18 protein-coding genes are annotated in these 17,954 nt (G+C 59.5%); 6 read left to right on the top strand and 12 right to left on the bottom strand.

From position 1 onward, the window contains the following. Positions 1-31: 31 nt before the first annotated feature. The 8 genes from ABIT12_RS12640 to ABIT12_RS12605 all read right to left on the bottom strand — a co-directional run bounded on the left by ABIT12_RS12640 (position 32) and on the right by ABIT12_RS12605 (position 8,533). Complete coding sequence (locus tag ABIT12_RS12640; protein ID WP_348046223.1) at positions 32-1,192, bottom strand: sugar ABC transporter substrate-binding protein; 1,161 nt, start codon at positions 1,190-1,192, stop codon at positions 32-34. 65 nt (positions 1,193-1,257) lie between these two features. Next, on the bottom strand, positions 1,258-2,616 hold the full coding sequence (locus ABIT12_RS12635) for a CHASE3 domain-containing protein (protein WP_348046221.1): 1,359 nt from the start codon (positions 2,614-2,616) through the stop codon (positions 1,258-1,260). 151 nt (positions 2,617-2,767) lie between these two features. Continuing rightward, positions 2,768-3,103, bottom strand: a complete 336-nt coding sequence (locus ABIT12_RS12630; RefSeq protein ID WP_348046219.1) for an L-rhamnose mutarotase — start codon at positions 3,101-3,103, stop codon at positions 2,768-2,770. Next, positions 3,100-4,155, bottom strand: a complete 1,056-nt coding sequence (locus tag ABIT12_RS12625; RefSeq protein WP_348046217.1) for a sn-glycerol-3-phosphate ABC transporter ATP-binding protein UgpC — start codon at positions 4,153-4,155, stop codon at positions 3,100-3,102. The genes ABIT12_RS12630 and ABIT12_RS12625 overlap by 4 nt, the downstream gene beginning before the upstream one ends. Before the next feature lie 90 nt (positions 4,156-4,245). Continuing rightward, positions 4,246-5,076: a carbohydrate ABC transporter permease gene (locus tag ABIT12_RS12620; protein ID WP_348046215.1), complete on the bottom strand. Its 831-nt coding sequence runs from the start codon at positions 5,074-5,076 to the stop codon at positions 4,246-4,248. A 4-nt stretch (positions 5,077-5,080) separates the two neighbouring features. Further along, on the bottom strand, positions 5,081-5,962 hold the full coding sequence (locus tag ABIT12_RS12615) for a sugar ABC transporter permease (RefSeq protein WP_348046213.1): 882 nt from the start codon (positions 5,960-5,962) through the stop codon (positions 5,081-5,083). A gap of 79 nt (positions 5,963-6,041) precedes the next feature. Continuing rightward, the gene (locus ABIT12_RS12610) at positions 6,042-7,340 is read right to left on the bottom strand and encodes an ABC transporter substrate-binding protein (protein ID WP_348046211.1); all 1,299 of its coding nucleotides are present in this window, start codon (positions 7,338-7,340) and stop codon (positions 6,042-6,044) included. Between the two features lie 35 nt (positions 7,341-7,375). Beyond that, a complete protein-coding gene (locus tag ABIT12_RS12605; protein WP_348046209.1) occupies positions 7,376-8,533 on the bottom strand; it encodes a mandelate racemase/muconate lactonizing enzyme family protein in 1,158 nt (385 codons plus the stop codon). Positions 8,534-8,606: 73 nt separating this feature from the next. On the opposite strand from ABIT12_RS12605, the gene ABIT12_RS12600 reads away from it, so the two are divergent. Continuing rightward, entirely contained in the window at positions 8,607-9,299 is a 693-nt protein-coding gene (locus tag ABIT12_RS12600; protein WP_348046207.1) for a GntR family transcriptional regulator, read from the top strand. Positions 9,300-9,381: 82 nt separating this feature from the next. Here ABIT12_RS12600 and ABIT12_RS12595 read toward each other — a convergent pair whose 3' ends face one another. Together ABIT12_RS12595 and ABIT12_RS12590 are read right to left on the bottom strand one after the other, a co-directional pair. Next, positions 9,382-10,296, bottom strand: coding sequence for an esterase (locus ABIT12_RS12595; RefSeq protein WP_348046205.1), 915 nt, complete (start codon positions 10,294-10,296; stop codon positions 9,382-9,384). A gap of 23 nt (positions 10,297-10,319) precedes the next feature. After that, entirely contained in the window at positions 10,320-11,405 is a 1,086-nt protein-coding gene (locus ABIT12_RS12590; protein WP_348046203.1) for an ABC transporter ATP-binding protein, read from the bottom strand. Between the two features lie 42 nt (positions 11,406-11,447). Here ABIT12_RS12590 and ABIT12_RS12585 point away from each other — a divergent pair, with 42 nt between their 5' ends. The 4 genes from ABIT12_RS12585 (at position 11,448) to ABIT12_RS12570 (ending at position 15,106) form a co-directional block, all read left to right on the top strand. Next, positions 11,448-11,663 carry a hypothetical protein gene (locus ABIT12_RS12585; protein WP_348046201.1) on the top strand — a complete coding sequence of 72 codons (216 nt, stop codon included), beginning with the start codon at positions 11,448-11,450 and terminating at the stop codon, positions 11,661-11,663. 281 nt (positions 11,664-11,944) lie between these two features. Beyond that, positions 11,945-13,195: an extracellular solute-binding protein gene (locus ABIT12_RS12580; protein ID WP_348046199.1), complete on the top strand. Its 1,251-nt coding sequence runs from the start codon at positions 11,945-11,947 to the stop codon at positions 13,193-13,195. Between the two features lie 94 nt (positions 13,196-13,289). Continuing rightward, positions 13,290-14,219, top strand: coding sequence for a sugar ABC transporter permease (locus ABIT12_RS12575; RefSeq protein ID WP_348046197.1), 930 nt, complete (start codon positions 13,290-13,292; stop codon positions 14,217-14,219). Further along, positions 14,216-15,106, top strand: a complete 891-nt coding sequence (locus tag ABIT12_RS12570) for a carbohydrate ABC transporter permease (RefSeq protein WP_348046195.1) — start codon at positions 14,216-14,218, stop codon at positions 15,104-15,106. The genes ABIT12_RS12575 and ABIT12_RS12570 overlap by 4 nt, the downstream gene beginning before the upstream one ends. Before the next feature lie 36 nt (positions 15,107-15,142). On the opposite strand, the gene ABIT12_RS12565 is transcribed toward ABIT12_RS12570, so the two are convergent. Both ABIT12_RS12565 and ABIT12_RS12560 read right to left on the bottom strand, forming a co-directional pair. After that, entirely contained in the window at positions 15,143-15,733 is a 591-nt protein-coding gene (locus ABIT12_RS12565; RefSeq protein ID WP_348046193.1) for a DJ-1/PfpI family protein, read from the bottom strand. A gap of 98 nt (positions 15,734-15,831) precedes the next feature. Beyond that, on the bottom strand, positions 15,832-16,494 hold the full coding sequence (locus ABIT12_RS12560) for a GntR family transcriptional regulator (protein ID WP_348046191.1): 663 nt from the start codon (positions 16,492-16,494) through the stop codon (positions 15,832-15,834). Positions 16,495-16,727: 233 nt separating this feature from the next. On the opposite strand from ABIT12_RS12560, the gene ABIT12_RS12555 reads away from it, so the two are divergent. Beyond that, positions 16,728-17,945 carry an iron-containing alcohol dehydrogenase gene (locus ABIT12_RS12555; RefSeq protein WP_348046189.1) on the top strand — a complete coding sequence of 406 codons (1,218 nt, stop codon included), beginning with the start codon at positions 16,728-16,730 and terminating at the stop codon, positions 17,943-17,945. Positions 17,946-17,954 lie beyond the last annotated feature (9 nt).

Here is a 17,954-nt window from a genome sequence, read left to right as displayed (position 1 = left end):
CAGCGCATTGGCTTGATGGTCGCGAGCGCAACTAGTTCGCCTCCGACGACCATGGGAAGTTCACGTACTGGTCCCGGGTGTCGTAACAGATGTTGCCGTACATCTTGAGATAGCTGTCCCGCCTCACTGGATCTGCCCATGCAGCGGCGGGATTGGCGAGGTCGGCCTCGTACTGAACAATGTTGTCGGCGGTCAGAGCAATGGGAAGGATATCCATCGCCTGAGGGACGCTTTTGCCTTCGATCCAGTCGGCGCCGTATTGGCCCATCGCATAGCCGAACATTGGCGACGACAATGCGATGCTGGCCTTATAGGGGCCATCGCCCTTTTTGATTTCGGCCACTGCCTCGGGTTCGCCATCAATGCCGCCGAGGAATTGATCCGGTCGATCCTTGCCGGCGGCCCGCAATGCCTGCAGCGCGCCCAGGACCACAGAGTCAGCGCCCAGCACGACGTCGATATCGGGATTGGCCAGCAGGATCGTATTCATCGTGGCAAAGCCGCCCTCCTTGGTCACCGGCTTGGGCGCGATATCGGCAATGATATTGACGCCCGGGAGCGCGTTGAGACCGTCGCGCATCGCCACGAACCGCGGTGACAGGTACTCCATGCTGTCCTGCGTCAGCAGCACGACATTGGCCTTGCCGGCCAACCTGGTATTGATGTGGGCGATTGCAGCATCGGTCAGTGCCTTGCCGGTGGCATATTGGGGGGCGTTGAGCAGCAACGTCGCGGGTGGGGGCACCACGGTGCCGACAAATGCCCCGGACCAGATGACCTGCTTCAACCCATCGCTGATGGCGGCCGGATCGGACGAAGTGGCAACGATCGCGCCGGTTCTGGCTGCCAGAAACGACTGGATCTGCTCGACCGCTTTGGCGGGATCGTCATTATTGACGCTCTTGCGATAGTTCAGCCCGCGATCATGGGCCGCCATGGCCAGGCCGTGATCGATGCCCTCAAGAAACTCACGCTCGTTTTCCTGCACGAAAGCCAGGGTTTTGGTCAGGTCTGGCGGAGCCGCGCAAGCGGGCGCAGCTGGGTTAAACGCCGGAAACACCGTCGGCTGAGTGATACCAGGCGCGCCGTCCTGTGCTGCGGCCGCAACAATGCCGGCGGCCAGTATTGCCGTCAGGATCACGCCGCGCCTTACCACCGAGCACACATCAATGCCGTACCAGTCCGATGCCATGCAAGCTCCCTGCAGGGCCTTGTTCTCGACCCTTGCGGCACCGTCACATAAGGCAGGCTTGCGGTCTAGTGCGCCGTGCCGCCGCGCACGAAATCGGACGAAAAGGCCAGCCTGGCCGCAGTGCCTGGCTGCCGGTGGCCGTAGTCGATCTGCGATCCCAGGCTGGCGCACATGGCATTGACGATTTTCGTGCCAACGCCCGTGCCCTTTGCCGGCGCCCCCTCGGCACGCCCGACGCCATCGTCTTCGACAACTATTTCTATTTGCGCGTCGTCCCGCTTCATCAGGCGAACCCGAACTTCGCCAACACCATCCGGATAGGCGTATTTGAAGGCGTTGGTCACCAGTTCGGTAATCACGACACCCAGCGTAATCGTGGCATCGGTGCCAAGCTCGATGGCGTCGATTTTCCAGGACAGGTTTACCCCATGTGTCTGGCTGCGCAATGAAGTGCGCAAATGCTCGAGCAGCCCGGTGAGATATTCCTTCAGATCGACGCTGCGGGCATTGGCAGAACTATAAAGCCGCTTATGGACCAGCGAGATCGCCAGAATTCGGTCCTGGGTTTCGGCCAGGGCGTCCTTGGCGGTCTTGTCGACCAAGGCCTTGGATTGCAGGCTCACAAGCGATGAGACCAGCGACAGGCTGTTGGCAACCCGATGATTGACCTCCGACAGCAGCATCTCCGCGCGATCACGCGATTGCGCCAGATCGGCGGTGCGCCGGGCAACCCGATCCTCAAGGGCGCTGTTAAGCGCATTGACCTCGTCACGGGTCGAGCGCAGCTCCTTGGTGTAGCGGGCAACGCCATATGTTGCACCCCCCGCCACGGCGACGATGATGAGCGCGCCAATGCCCGACACCAGCCGTAGCCATTCCGTATTGGCGCGCTGCTCGGCAATACCAGCGGTCAACTGGCTGTCGGCCTGCCCGATGACGCCGGAAAAAAACACGTTAGCTTCGTCCGTGAGTGCCTTGCCGCTATTGGTGCGCACGATCGCCAGCACCTGTTCGTCCTGCTTGTCCCGCTTGAGCTCGATGGTTCGGTCGAACTCGTCAAATTTTACCCGGAAAATCTCGGTCAGCCGATCCAGCGTTGCCGAGGCTGCGGACGACGGCGGCAAAAGTTTCTCCAATGCCACAAGGTGCCGCTGGGACTGGACTTTGGCGGTCTGGTAGGGCCCGAGGTAGATTTCGTTGCCGGTGATGATGAAGCCGCGCTGGCTGGACTCGGCAGTTTGCATGGCGCTGCGCAGTTCGACCGCCGCAATCCGGGTATCGCGCGCTTCGCTGACCACCTCGAAGTAGTGTTGGGCTCGCTCGCCCAGCCAGAACGTCATGACCACAATTGCCATCAGGGCGACAAACCCGATGAGCAGGAACGCGGACGTCGAGCGAACGAGATATCTGGTCGAAATCGGCACTCAAAAATTCCCGCGCAGAAGATAACCAATCGCCGTCATGCCGCGTCTGCAGCGAGCGAAGCATTTGCAGGTTATCCTGTTTTCGACCAGCGTCACAGCGCCTAACCTGCGGGAAAGCCGACGCGTCACATCAAGAACAGCCAGGCCGTCATCAGTTGAGGTGAAAAACCTCCGGCATCGGGCTCCACCAATCCCCGTCGGCGGCTGACGACAAACGTTCCTGGCAGGGATCAGTCAGTGCCAGCCAACGTTTGGTGACGTCCATCTCGCCCAACACTTTCAGATCAGCCTCGTAGTTTGTGCCGACATACTCCCAATAGCCGAACAACAGGTTTTCGGGCTCGCGGATAAAGATTGAGTAATTGCGGATATTCGCGGCCGTCAGCGCGCTATTCATTTCCGGCCATGGCTTGGCGTGCAACTCCTTATAAAGCGCCATCTTTTCAGGACGGACCTTAATCACCATGCCCATGCGCACCACAATCATCGAATGCGCTTGCCGGACGCGGTAAACAGGCGCGCCGCCGTCGGGTCGAAATAAAGCTTCATCCTGTCGTCTGCTTTCGGCCGCGCCAAACGCCTCTCGGCAACGAGTATCTCGCCAGTGGGCAAGGTTGCGTAGACGTAGGACGTGGCGCCGAGTTGCTCGACCATATCCACTGTGACCTGCAGCCCGTTGCCTTCACTCACATCCAGATGTTCTGGGCGGATGCCAAATTGCAGCTCCTGCCCGGGGATCAACTGCGTCTCCGTCGGGTTGTCTATGATCGTCCCGCCCACAGCCAACCGACCATTTTCCGTGACGACAGCGTGGAGGAAATTCATGCGCGGCGAGCCAATGAACCCGGCAACAAACGCATTGTCGGGATCCTCGTAGAGTGCCATGGGCGAGCCGATCTGCTCGACATTGCCGGCGCGGAGCACCACGATCCGGTCGGCCATGGTCAGGGCCTCGGTCTGGTCGTGGGTCACGTAAATCATGGTGTTGCCCAGCACCTTGTGCAGCTTGGACAGTTCCACCCGCATCTGCACCCGCAGTTCGGCATCGAGATTGCTGAGCGGCTCATCGAACAGGAAGACTTTAGGATCTCGAACAATCGCGCGCCCGATAGCAACGCGTTGGCGCTGGCCACCTGACAATTGCGCCGGCTTTCGCTTCAGCAATTCCTCAAGGCGGAGGATTTGAGCAACGCGTGCGAGTTTTTCGGCGATTTCAGCTTTGGGCCGACGCGCGACGCGCAGGCCGAAGGTCATGTTCTCGGCCACCGTCATATGCGGGTAAAGCGCGTAGGACTGGAACACCATGGCAACGCCACGGTCCTTTGGCCGTGCCTGGGTGACGTCGGCGTCGCCGATCCTGACTTGCCCACTCGTAACCTCTTCCAGTCCGGCGACCATCCGCAGCAGAGTGGATTTCCCGCATCCCGATGGCCCGACGAAGACCGCAAACTCGCCCTCCTCGATTGTCAGACTGACGTCATGGATGACCTTGGTCACGCCGAAGGACTTGTTGACGTTGATGAGCTCGACACGCGCCATTCGCTACCCTTTCAAAACTCCCGGCGCTGCGCCGAGCCGGGCTACATCAGATTTTCTCAATCAATGGCGCTGGGTGTCATCGATCCGGCGCTATCCCTTGACGGCGCCACTCGTCATGCCACTGAGGATAAAGCGCTGCCCCGCCAGATAGACCAGAAGCACTGGCACGATGGTCAGCAGGATATCGGCGGAAACCAGGTTCCAGCTCTGCTTGAACTGACCAAAGAAATTGTAGACCGCCAGGGTCATTGGCCAGTTTTCACTGCTGTTCAAATAGTAGAGCGGCATGATGAAGTCGTTCCAGGTGTTGAGAAAACTCAGAATGAACGTCGTCACCAAAACCGGCATCAGCAGTGGCAGGATGACCCGAAAGAACATTTCAAGTGGGCCGCAGCCATCGATCGCGGCAGCCTCGTCCAGCTCGCGCGGGATCGACGCAACAAAGCCGTACATCAGGAAAACGGCGAAGGGGACCTGCAAGGTGGCATAGAGGATGATCATGCCAGGCTTGGTGTTGATCAGGTGGGTCACCTGCATCATTTTGGTCAGCGTGAAGAAATTGATGGGCAAGGCAATGCCCATGATCAGGAAGAAATACAGCGCCCGGTTGAGGCGCGTGCGATGGCGGGACAGGATAAACGCTGCCAGTGCCGCGAACAAAGTCGCCAGAATGGCCGCCCCGGTCGAATACAGCATACTGTTCAAAAAGCTGATGGTGAGCTTGCCGCGATCGATCACCGTGGCAAAATTCTCGAAATGCAGTTCGGTCGGCAGATCGACGCCCATTGAGCTGGACTGGGCTTCGGACTTGAGCGCGTTGACGCAAACCAGATAGACCGGAATGGTGGTCACCAGGCTTGCCGCAATGGCCAGCACATGCGGCGCCAGGCTCGTCAGGGTATTTTTAGGTCGTACCGACACTGCTCTACTCTCCCACCGGCTTGGGATCGAGCAGCCGGATGACGCCATAGCCGGCAGCGATCAGGATGACGAAGAGGACGCTGTTCAGTGCTGTGCCAAGCCCGTACTGGCCCTGCGAAAACGCCTTGAAAATTCCGGTTTGCAACACTTCGGTGGCATAGCCGGGGCCGCCATTGGTCATCGCGTAAACAATGTCAAAGACGCGAATTCCGTAGAGCACGTTGAGCACGGTAACGATCATGATCGCCGGCATCAGCAGCGGCACCGTGACGTAGCGGAACTGCCACCACGCATTGGCGCCATCCATTTCGGCCGCTTCATAATAGTCGCGTGGAATGGTCTGCAACCCGGCGAGCAGGATGACCATGATGTAGCCGACGCCCTTCCAGGTATCGACAAAGATGACAGAATAAAGCGCGATCCGCGGATCGACCAGCCACTGCATCGCCACCGCATTCAGTCCGATGGCACGAAGAAATGTATTGAGAAGGCCCGTTGCGGGATTAAGGATCGACCGGAAGATGAGGCCGACTACGATGAACGGCAACACGGCTGGTATGTAGATCAACACCCGGTAGACATTGACGAACCGCTTGACACCTTCATTCAAGAGCAGCGCCAGCCCCAAGCCAAAGATGGTCTTGAGAATGATCGTCACCAGCGTAAAGAGGAAGGTGTTCCAGAAATAGCCGAGGTAGTGTTCGCCCGGAGAGAACAGCTTGATGAAGTTTTTCAGGCCGACAAAATTCACCTCGTCGGAATAGCTGCTCCAGTCGGTGAAGGCATAGGCGATGCCGCCCAGGCTGGGAACGATATAAAACATTCCGTACAGCAACAGCGCCGGAATGGCGAAGTACAGCGGATAGCGTATGCCGACGTTCTGCATGCTGATGTTCCGTTCTGATGCAGTAGACCCTGGCCAAACCCAGGCCAGGGTCCGCAATTGTCTGCGACGCTTTAGGCGGTCACTTGGTCCAAGCCGGGTCTTTGGCTGCTTCAGCCAGTTCGCCGCGACGCTTGTCCACATTGGCCAAAACTTCAGCCGGCGTTTGCTGCCCGGTGAGCATCGCTGTCAGGTCCTTGCCGATATCCATCCACTGCGGGTTCACGTAGTTGACCTCAGTTTGATAGACGACGCCGCGCGCATCCTTGTGGGCGTCCATGAAGGCCTGCAGTTCCGGAGTGAATTTGCTCTTTATGCCCGGGAAGGGCAGCGTGAAGAACTGCGGCTCGCTATCCAGATAGGCCTGGAGATTTTCTGGCTGGGTCAGGAAATCCAGATACTGCTTGGCTTCGGCGATATGCTGGGAGCCCGAATAAATGAAGTGGGTCGGGCCGGCGGGATTAATGTTGAGCATCTGGTTATCGGCCAGCGGCATGACGAAGGCGCCAAAATCGTCGGCATTGATATTGGGATAGTCGTGGTGCAGGTCCTGCGGGAATGCACTTTGCGCCATGAACATGGCGATCTTGCCGTCCGACATAGCCTTGGTGCGATCGGCAAAGGTATCGGACAGCGCATTCTGGCCGAAAAAGCCCAGATCGTAGATTTCCTTGAGCTGGGTCAGGTCGGTCAGCATGGTGGGATTGTCGGCGAACTTTGCCTTATTGGCATTGAGTTCAGCCGCAAGGCCGGGCGTGACCTGCTCGAAGCGCGGCCCGAGTTCCGGGAACCAAAGAACATGGTGCCAGCCGTCTGAAATCGGCTCGTAAAGTGGCTGAATGCCATTATCGAGCAGTTTCTGAGAGAGTGTCTTGAACTCGGCATAAGTGGTCGGCGGGGTCAGGCCATACTGCTTGAAGATCGCCTTGTTGTAGTTGACCACCCAGACGTAACCCAGCGTGTCCCAGTAGGTCAGGCCATAGAGCTTGCCGTCAACGGTGGACTGCGATGCAACCAGCGGATCTTCCAGCTTGGCCCAGGGTTCGTCGGTCAGATCCACTGCGTTCTTGGCAACATTGTAGTTGAGCTTGAGATCGGTAACGCCGCTCTGGCCGCCGAACAGGTCAGTCGCCTCGCCCGAGTTCAGCTTGGTCTTGAGCACGTTGAAATACTGGTCGGACGGCACGATCTGGAAATCGATGGCTATGCCGGTTTGCTCTTCAAATTTCTTGGCGAGCGTCCGCTCCCCTTCTTTGAGCCAGTTGGCATCGACCTGGTAGGTCAAGGTGACCTTTGGGGCAGCAAAAGACGGCGTTGCGGCAAGTGCGATAACCGCCACCGCAGTAGCGGAAATCAGGGTCATCAAAAGTGGTCTGCTCATACTTCGTTCCTCCTTCGGTTCTAAGCTCACACTGTTCAGCCGGGCGTTCCCGCCCGGCTCAAGGCGATACGGATATTGTCGGGCCCTCGTCCGATCTGCTCTTCGGCAAGTACAGTGGGGCAGGACCACTGGCTTCGGGCGGCCTGCGATAGCGTCAGCCCGTGGCCCGGCCGGCTCGGCGCATAGGCCCAGCCATCGCGGATTTCGATCGGTTGCTCGATCAGGTGTTCGAAGTTCTGGAAGGAATATTCCAGCCATTCCACTTCCGGCAGTGCGCAGGCCATATGCACGCCGACCTCGAGGAAGGTATTGCCCAGCGACACCGGAATGCCCAGTTCCGCGGCCAGCCAGCCAGTACGCATCACGTCAGTGACCTGACCGTGTACGTTGAGAATGTCGGTGGCCCCGGCCAGCATGAGTTGGCGTTTGCCGGCGGCATCGAGATATTCGCCCGAGTTGATGAGCGTCCATGGCAGACTGTTGCGCAGCAATCGCAAGCCGTCGAAATCGTTGCGCAGGATCGGGTCTTCGACCCACAGCAGCTCATGGCCGGCGCGGCAGATGGCCTCGATCTTGACCGCCGCTTCCTTGGCACCCCAAGCCTCGTTGGCGTCGATCATGACCGGCGCGCCCACCCGGACTGTCTGCCTGAGCAGATCGAGCCGGTGTAGATCGCGCTCGAAATCAGGGTGCCCCACCTTGATCTTGAAGCCGGCATAGCCCAGGGCATCGGCCGCACCGAACAGTTCGCAGAACTCATGGTCGCTGAGATGAAAATCCAGCCCGGACGCATAGGCGCGAACGCGATCGCGCTGACCACCGAGCAATTTATGCAGCGGCATATCCACCTGTTTGGCCGCCAGATCCCAGAGAGCGACCTGCAGCGCCTCCTCGAATGGCAAGCGGAATGACCGCTGCCGACCACCGCGCGGCCGGTTGACGCGATGGATCAGCGCCAGGGGAGACTGCCCCTGCAAACCGGGCCAGACTTCCTCGGTAAAGATGCGAACGATTTCGTCGTGGCTGGGGAGACTTTGAAATAGGGCTTGAACAAAGCCCAATCCCACACGACCGTTCTGATCGATCAATTCGATCGCTGCAACATTTGCGCTGGTCGCGCGAACCTGACTGTCACCAATGGTGCGATCACGGCCAAACTGAAATCTGGTGATGGTAAAGTCGACGATTTTCATGTTTGATCTATCAAACTTTAGCTTTGATATATTTAATGTGCTGTTTAGTAGATCATTGGGGATATGAAGGCAAGTGGCCAACAAAGTACCGAGGAAAGCCGCGCTCGAAACCGGCAAGGGCAACAAGCTCAGCGACACCGCCTATGTCGAAGTGCTGGAATTGCTGTTTGGGGGCGGATTGCGGGCCGGCGCGATCTATTCGCAGCGCGAACTGGTGGAAATGACCGGCGTGCCGGTCGCGCCGCTGCGCGACGCGCTGCATGTGCTGGAAGCCGAGGGGCTGGTGATCATACATCCGCGCACCGGCATCGAAATCATCAAGCCGGGCATGGAACTGATCGGTTCGACCTACCAGTTTCGCGGTATTCTTGAACGCGCTGCAGTGCGGGTGTTCGCAGAAACGGCAGATGCAGCGGAACTAGATGAACTGGAGCGGCGGCACCGCAAGGTCATCGGCTCAATCGAGGCCGACGGGCTGTCCGATGGCCTCACCGCCGAGATCGACGAGCTGGAAACGATGCTGCACTATGCCATCGTGCGCAGCCTTGCCAATCCGCTGATCGAGACGGCCTACAAGCGGATCCACAACTACTTCCGGCTCATTCGCCTCTACCGAAAGATCTCTTCGCCACTGGTTCTGCAGTCGCTCAACGAACACCTGCAAATCATCAACGCGTGCAAGGCGAAAGACCCGAACGCAGCCATGGCCGCCCTGGAGAACCATTTCAGCGCAGCAGTGCAACGCAGCCTGGGCATCTTGCGATAGTGGTCACGCACTGACGCGGACAACCCAGCAGGTGCCATTGTCGATGTCGATTGGCTGCTGCGCTGCGGACGGAAGGCAAAGGCTATCGCGCAAATGCCTCGAACGGATTGATCTCGGTAAGCTGAGTTATGGTCTGCTCGTCGACACCTCGTTGGCGCAACGCCGGCAGAATGCGCTGGCTCAGCGCTGTGTAAGGGCGGGGAACGCCACCGCCGGTCTGGGCAGGATCATACCAGCCCAGATCATGGCTCAGCAGCAGCTGCCTTTCGAGGCCGGCGTCGAGGGCGCGCAGGATCATGGTGATCACGCCTTCGTCTTCAGCCCGACCGATCTGGTCATACTCGATCCAGGCACCACGGGCGGCGACGGCCTTGTGCAGGTTAAAGTCAGGCTCTTCCTGGGTGTGAATGGAAATGAACCGCCTGGCGATGTAACCACTGGCCTCGATGATATCGAGCTGATCCAGAACCACGCGCCCCTTGATGGTGTGGCTGCCGATAACCGCATTGGTTGCGCGCCCTGCCGCAGCGGCAGCACGCAAAATCCTCGCCTCCAACGCGGTAATGCCATCATCACCCGCGCTGAGCTTGATCCAGCCGGCACGGAAGCCAGTATCCTCGATCTCCTCGTTCAGCTCGGCCAGCATCCAGTCGCGCAGTTGCAGTTCGGATGCATCGCGCACCCATTCAGGTATCCAGGGTTCGCGATAATTGCCGGTCGGTACCACGATCGGGAAATTGGTCGCCTTGCTGACGGCCAGATCAATATCGGCGCGGCGCCCTACCCCACCTGTGGTGCATTCGACCAGCGCAGTTATGCCCAGCGCCTTGATTGCCTCGATCTGCGGCGCCATCAGCGCAATAACGTCGGAAGCATCGGCTTGCGCATAGCCCGGCTGATCCGGCGTGCGCAGGTCAACGAACACATGTTCATGCGGCAGGATCGGGCCCAGATCGGCTTTGGTGAGCGGTCCGAGCGTTGTGTAGAGGAATGCCATCAGTGCCTTTCCAGTCGCAGGCGTTAGACCCGCAGGCCCGCAGCGTCAAAAACGAAACAGGTTGCCGGATCGATGCCGAATTCGGCGTCGCGATCCGTCGACATGCTGGAGTGTCCGCGCTGCTGGATGTTGATTTGCGCGCCGTTATTGCCAAGGGCATAGACGTAGGACACCCCGCCCAGTCGCTCGACTACCAGAGGCCGGGCGGTCAGCTTGATCTGTGCGTCAGCGGCATCGACGAAGTGTTCCGGCCGAACGCCCAAGCTGACCCTGTCGCCGAGTTTGGCGTTGCCGGTCTGCGTCAAAACGGGAATCCCTGGCCCCGGGAATTCGGCAAGGCGCAGTTCCACCTGCCGTCCGTTGACCGCGACGATCTCGCCATCCAGAAAGTTCATCCGTGGTGAGCCGATGAAGCCAGCGACAAACACATTGTGCGGGTTATCGTAGAGTTCGATCGGCGTGCCCTGCTGCTCGATGCGGCCATCGCGGAGCACGACGATCTTGTCCGCCAGCGTCATCGCCTCGACCTGGTCATGGGTGACATAGATCATGGTGGCGCCCAGATCCTGATGCAGCTTGGCGATCTCGATGCGCATCTGCACTCGCAACTCGGCATCGAGATTGCTGAGTGGCTCGTCGAACAGGAATGCCTTGGGCTGACGCACGATAGCGCGGCCGATAGCGACGCGCTGGCGCTGACCACCCGACAGCTGGCGCGGCTTGCGATCAAGCAGTGGCTCAAGATCAAGGATGCGGGCGGCGTGGGCAGTCCGTGTCGCTACGTCTTCGCGCGGCATGCCGCCCATGCGCAGGCCGAAGCCCATATTCTGCTCGACCGTCATGTGCGGATAGAGCGCATAAGATTGGAACACCATGGCAACGCCACGCTCGGCAGGATCGTGGTCGGTTACATCCTCGCCGCCGATCGTGACCTGTCCACCGGTCGGCTCGTCGAGGCCGGAGATGATGCGCAACAAGGTGGATTTTCCGCAGCCGGACGGCCCGACAAAGACCACGAACTCGCCATCTTCAACATCAAGATCGACACCATGAAGCACCGGCACCGAACCGAAACTCTTGGTAATCCCACGCAGTTGAACGCCTGCCATCGTCGCCTCCCAAACCCAGCGCGCCTTCAAGCGCCCGTTTCGTTGGTGTTGTTGATTATTGTCAGCCGATCGGTGGCTATCAAATACACCACCAGACTCACGATCGCCCCCAAGAACACCACTCAAATTGCTCTGCTTCAGGCCGAGAATATCGCCGATTTGTGCGGGCTGTTTCCGGCCACCGACATTCACTCAATCCTCTTGAAACGCGCCGCTCCCCCGCGCAATCGGTTGCGGGTCAACACATTTAGCCTGTAGATCCTCGCTCGGCCTGTCAGCATTTTGTGACGACCGCTTTTTGTCTGTTACATTCATTAAGCCGAGAACTGGAGCAATTGCAAGAGTAGGCAGGTTTCCAGCTATTGCATTGTATTTACTGGTGAATATCATAAATCTCGCCAATCATGAGGTACGTACAGCTATTTTGCTTGTCGAAATAGTTCAGGCTGCTTAAAAAGATTGGGCGCCGATGCCAAAGGCAGGGCGCACCGTGGGAACGACCAAAAATGGCGGCCCGCGTCCACCTGAGGAGGACATCAATGAAGCTTTTAGCGCTTGCCGCAGCGCTGGGCATTTTGGTCGCCGGACCAGTCCATGCGCAAACGACTGTGAAATATCTGAATATTGCCTCGATCCCTGCCGAGGTCGAGCTGATGAAGCAGGCCGTGGCCGAATATGAAGCAGCCCATCCTGGCGTGACGATCGAATTGCCGTTCCTCGAGAACGAGGCCTTCAAGGCCAAGCTCACGACGCTGCTGCAATCGAGCGACGCGCCCGACATTTTCCACTCCTGGGGTGGCGGCGTGTTGACCGAGCAGGCCAAGGCCGGCGTGCTTCGTCCGATCGAAGGGATCATTTCCCAGGAGGCCAAGGACGCCCAGGGGAGTGCTGGCGTGGCAGCGTTCACGCGTGACGGTCATATCTACGGCATGGCCCGCGACGTGGCGGAAGTGGTGATCTGGTACAACAAAAAGCTCTTCACCCAAGCCGGCGTCGATCCGGCAAGCCTTGCAACCTGGGATGGTTTCCTGGCGGGCGTGCAGAAATTCAAGGACGCCGGCATCACGCCGTTTGCACTCGGTGGCAAGGATAAATGGCCAGCCCACTTCTGGTGGAGCAAGCTGGTGGTTCGTCTCGCCGGTCAGGACGGCTTTAACGCCGCTGCCGCTGGCGAAGGCGACGGTTTTGCCGGTGCCGATTTCGTCAAGGCCGGCGACATGTTCCTGCAGCTTGCGGCGCTCAGCCCATGGCAGGAAGGCTTCCAGGCCGCGTCTTATGGCGACGCCTCGGGTTACTTTGGTGACGGCAAGGCCGCCATGCATCTGATGGGCGACTGGGACTACGGCGCGATGAAGGATAATTCGGCGTCCAAGGCCGGCATCCCCGATGAAGACCTCGGCATCCTCCCCTTCCCCACGATCGAGGGTGGCAAAGGCGATCCAACTGACACACTCGGCGGTCTGTCCGGCTACCTGTTCAGCAAGAACGCCTCCGATGAATCGGTGAAGTTCCTCGAATGGTACAATTCGAGCGAGGTGCAGAAGCGCTTTGCCGATGCCGGCTTCTATATCCCGATCACCAAGGGTTCGGCGGATGGCATGACCAACCCGTTCAAGATCCAGGTGGCCAAGGATATCAACGGCGCCCACTGGCATGCCCTGTTCTTCGACCAGATGCTTGGGCCTCAGGTCGGCGGCGTTGTGAACGACGTTTCCGCTGAACTGGCTGCCAATGAAATCACCGCTCAGGACGCTGCCGATCAGATCAAGGATGCAGTGGACAGCAAGTAGTCTTGCCGAAACTGATCCGGCGGGCGGCCCTGCGCTGCCCGCCGATGATCTGGACTAATATCGACTGCTTGAAAGGTTGAGCGATTTGACAAGCATGGCAACGACCGAAGTGCAGTCGATCCCGGTGCAGAACGTGCGCCGCAGACGCTATATGGACCGCAGAAGCCTGATCCCACTGCTGCTGCTGCTGCCGCCATCGCTGATCCTGTTCGTCACCTTCGTGGCGCTGCCGATGGTTGACGCGGCGACCTATTCGTTTTTTCAGTGGACCGGCTACGGTCCGGTGACTGACTTCGTCGGCTTCGACAACTATGTCGACGTGCTCACCCATCGTAATTTTGCGACATCCGTCCGCAACAGCCTGCTGGTGGTCGCGGCATCGCTGCTGATCCAATTGCCGCTTGCGCTCTGGGTCTCCATCGCTCTGGCTGAACGGGCGCGCGGCGTGGCCTGGATACGGACGCTGTTCTTTTTGCCCTATATGCTGGCCGAAATTGCTGCCGGCCTGATCTGGAAGTTCGTCTATGACGGCAATTACGGCCTGGTGCCGCACATCGGCGACGCCCTCCACACCAAGTTGCCGTTCCTGCTGGCCGACAAGCTCTGGGTCATCCCGGCGATCATGCTGGTGATTGTGTGGAAATATTTCGGCTTTCACATGATGATCTATATCGCGGGCCTGCAGTCGATCCCCAGTGAGGTGATCGAGGCGGCAAGGCTGGACGGCGTCAAGAAGTGGCAGATCGTGCGCTACATCAAGATCCCGATGATCTGGTCGTCGATCGTCATTTCCGTGTTCTTTTCGATCACCGGGGCACTGCAACTGTTCGACATGATCATCCCGCTCACCAATGGCGGCCCGTCAAACTCCAGTCACACCATCGTCAGTTTTCTTTACGCGTTCGGCATCCTGCGCATGAAAATCGGCTTTGGTGCCGCCGTCAGTGTGTTGCTCTGCATCGCCTGTGTCATCGTCGCAATGGTGTACCGGCGGGTGCTGTTCTCCAAGGAGGCGGACCAATGACCGAAACCGCGCTCAACGGGCCCAAGCAACTGTCCGCCACGCCGACAGTTCGCCCCAAACGCCGGAAACGGCCGTCGATCTCGCTGGTCCAATGGTTGACGCTGGCGCTGGTCGCAGCCTTTATCATCGTGCCGTTCTACACCACCCTGCTGGGCGGCTTCAAAAGCGTTGGCGAATTGCGCACCAACCCGTTCGGGCTGCCGCAAACCTGGGACCCGAGCAATTTCGTCGGCATTGTCATGGGCCCCAGCCTGTTCAGGTCGCTGGGCAACTCGCTGTTTATCGCCCTGGCGACCGTGGCGCTCAGCATCCTGCTGGCCTCGATGACGGCGTTTGCCTTCGCCCACATCCGCTTTTTTGGCAGCAAGCTGCTGATGAATTTCCTGCTGCTGGGGCTGCTGTTCCCGTCTGCCACTGCAATCCTGCCGCTGTTCATCAAGATGCGGGATCTTGGACTGCTCGATAAACATCTCGGCATCATCGTGGTGCAGGTGGCGTTCAGCCTCAGCTTTTCCATCCTGCTGTTCCACAATTTCTTCAAGCAGTTGCCCAAGGAACTGGTGGACGCGGCGCGTCTCGACAATTGCGGCTACCTGCGCATCTACTGGTATGTGACGCTGCCGCTCAGCCTGCCGATCATTGCGACGGTGGGTGTGTTCAACTTCGTCGGCAGCTGGAACAGCTTCCTGTTACCGCTGATCGCCCTGAACTCGGACGCCAACTACACCTGGCCGCTCGGCATCATGCAGTTCCAGGGCGAACACGGCTCCGACTGGCCCAAGATCTTGGCCTACCTGACGCTGACCATCTTGCCAGCGGTGGCGTTTTTCCTGCTGGCCCAGCGCTACATCATTTCCGGGCTGACTGGCGGCGCGGTCAAGGGCTAGGCGAAAAAATGGGGCCGGCAAAGCCAGCCCCTATATTCAGTCGGCGTGCTTGATTTCGGTGCCGAGGACCTTGAGGCATTCGCGGATAAAAGCCGCGAGCGCCGTCCAGCCCTTGGCCGAAACCATGGTGCCGTCGACATAGGCCTGGGTCGGGGTGAGGTCGATATAGGTGCCGCCGGCCAGCGTCACTTCGGGCTCACAGGCGGCGAGGGCCGCAACCTTCTTGCCGCGAACGACGCCATCCACCGCGACCAGAATCTGAACGCCGTGGCAGATAGTGAAAATCGGCTTCTTGGTCTCGTGGAAGTGCCGGACCATGGCCTGCACGCGCTTGTCGGTGCGGATGTATTCCGGGCCGCGTCCGCCGGCGCAATACACGGCGTGGTACTGGTCCAGATTGACCTCGTCGAACGACTTGTTGATCTGGAAATTGTGGCCCGGCTTTTCGGTATAGGTCTGATGACCCTCGAAATCATGCAGCGAGGTGGCGATGATGTCGCCGGCCTTTTTGTCAGGACAAACGCAGTGCACGGTATGCCCGACAGCTTCCATGGCCTGCTGGTACACAAAGATTTCGTACTCCTCGGTGAATTCACCGACCAGCATCAGAATTTTTTTACCAGGCATTTCAGTCTCCAGTGCATGAGGGTCAGGGCCGGCTCGAACCGGCCCGGTGACCGTGAGAATGGCAATTCAGTGAAGGATATTTGTCGGCTGAACCTGGTTCATTCGAAAACCGGCAGCAGGCGATCACGGGAACGCTCGATGTGCAGGCGCATGGCCCGTTCGGCAGCGTCGGCATCGCGGGCCTCGAACGCGGAAATGATTGCCTCGTGTTCGGCCAGCGCTTCCTCGGTGACGCGGGAATGGAACATCAGGCGAAAAATGTGGAAGTGCACGTGCTGGTGCGCCAGCATTTCGCGGATCAACTCGTTGCCGGCCGATTGCAGAACCATGTCATGGAACACGGCGTCCTGGCGGGCGAATTGGGAATAGCGGGCACGTTCGTCGCCGGATTTGGCCCGTCGGGCCATCACACCGGCGGCTTGCGTCAGGCTATCAAGCGTTGCCGGCGTCAGTTGCGCCACGGCACGCCGCGCCGCGTTGGGTTCCAGTTGCAGGCGAAGTTCATAAAGTTCGGCGAACTGCTGCGCTGAAATCTGCGGCGCTGCGCTGAAGCCGATGAGATGGGTCTTTCGCACCAGCCCCTCCCCTTCGAGCCGCCCCAGGGCTTCCCGGATCGGGGTCTGCGACACGCCAAGTTCACGCGACAGGTTGTCCACCGTGATGCGGGACCCCGGGGCGATCTTGAGCGCCATCAGTTGCGAGAAGATGGCTTCATAAACTTCGTTGGCGAGACTTGTCGGCCGTGGGATGGACAGCGCCACAGCAGCAGCCCCCTCCACTTTCGTCTCAGCGTTTAGAGCCTGCCGTGCCATGTTTGCCCCTTGACAATGCACCTTGGCTAACACGATGTTGCGACCCATGCAATCGTATATGATATCGGATGTGAAATGAGACCACAGACATCCAGGATGGGAATTTGGATCATCTGGCTGCCCGACGGCGTGATAGGCCTTTGGACCCAATCGTCAGCCATCTCCTTGCAGGACAGCCAGCCATGAGCCTTTTCGCTGCTATCAGAATGCCCCGCGAGGTTGTGTTCGGGGCGGGCCAACGGCGCTCGCTTGGCACGATTGCCCGCCGGCTGGGCGCCCGCGCCCTGGTGTGCACCGACGCGCGGCTCGCGAGCGAGCCGGTCTTTGCTGAAATGCTGGCCGATCTGCGCGCTGCGGGGCTGACGGTTCAGGTCGATTCCAGCGTGTTGCCAGACGTGCCGTGCTCATCGTGTGCGACCTCGGCTGACGCCGCTCGCGCGTTCGCGCCGGAACTGGTGATCGGCATTGGTGGTGGCAGTTGCCTTGATCTGGCAAAATGCGTCGCACTGCTGCTTACCCATGGCCGCAAGCCGCAGGATTACTATGGCGAGTTGAAGGTTCCGGGACCGATCCTGCCCGTCATTGCGGTGCCTACCACCGCCGGGACCGGCTCGGAAGTGACACCGGTTGCGGTGTTGTCCGATCCGGACCGCGCGCTCAAGGTGGGGATTTCGAGCCCATTCCTGATCCCGCACGCTGCCATCTGCGATCCCGAACTGACCAGCACCTGCCCGCCCAGCCTGACCGCAATAGCAGGCGCGGACGCAATCACCCACGCTATCGAAGCCTTCATGGCCATTCGGCGCGAACCCGGCGCTGACCTGACCCAGACGCGCGTATTTGTTGGCAAGAACGCGCTCAGCGATCACTTTGCGCTCATGGCCCTGGGCCTGCTCAACCGGAGCCTGGAACGGGCCGTCACCAATGCCGATGATGCGGCTGCACGGGCCAATGTCATGATGGGGGCGATGGCCGCCGGTGCTGCATTCGGCACGGCGGGCACCGCTGCAGCCCATGCCATACAGTACCCGATCGGTGCCGATACTCACACCGCCCATGGGTTGGGCGTGGCCTGCCTGCTGCCTTATGTGATGACTTATAACCGCAAGACGTGCCTGCCGGAACTCGCCGCGATCGCCCGCGCCATGGATCTGACAGGGGACAGCGAGGCCGAATTGGCCGATGCCGCAATCGAGCGGGTGGCCGAGCTGTTTGCCGCCATCGGCATTCCGCTAAATCTTGAAGCCCTGGGCGTGAAGGCCGACCGGCTGGACTGGATCGCCGCCCAGGCCCTGACCATCGGACGCCTGATCGACAACAACCCCCGTCCGATCGACGCCGCCGCGATGAGCCGCCTGATACAGGCAGCGTTTACCGGCAATCGCGCGCTTGCCGAATAAGGACACTGT

This window comes from Devosia sp. (assembly GCF_039927955.1).
Lineage (GTDB): Bacteria > Pseudomonadota > Alphaproteobacteria > Rhizobiales > Devosiaceae > Devosia.
This window is presented reverse-complemented; position numbering and strand designations above follow the sequence as displayed.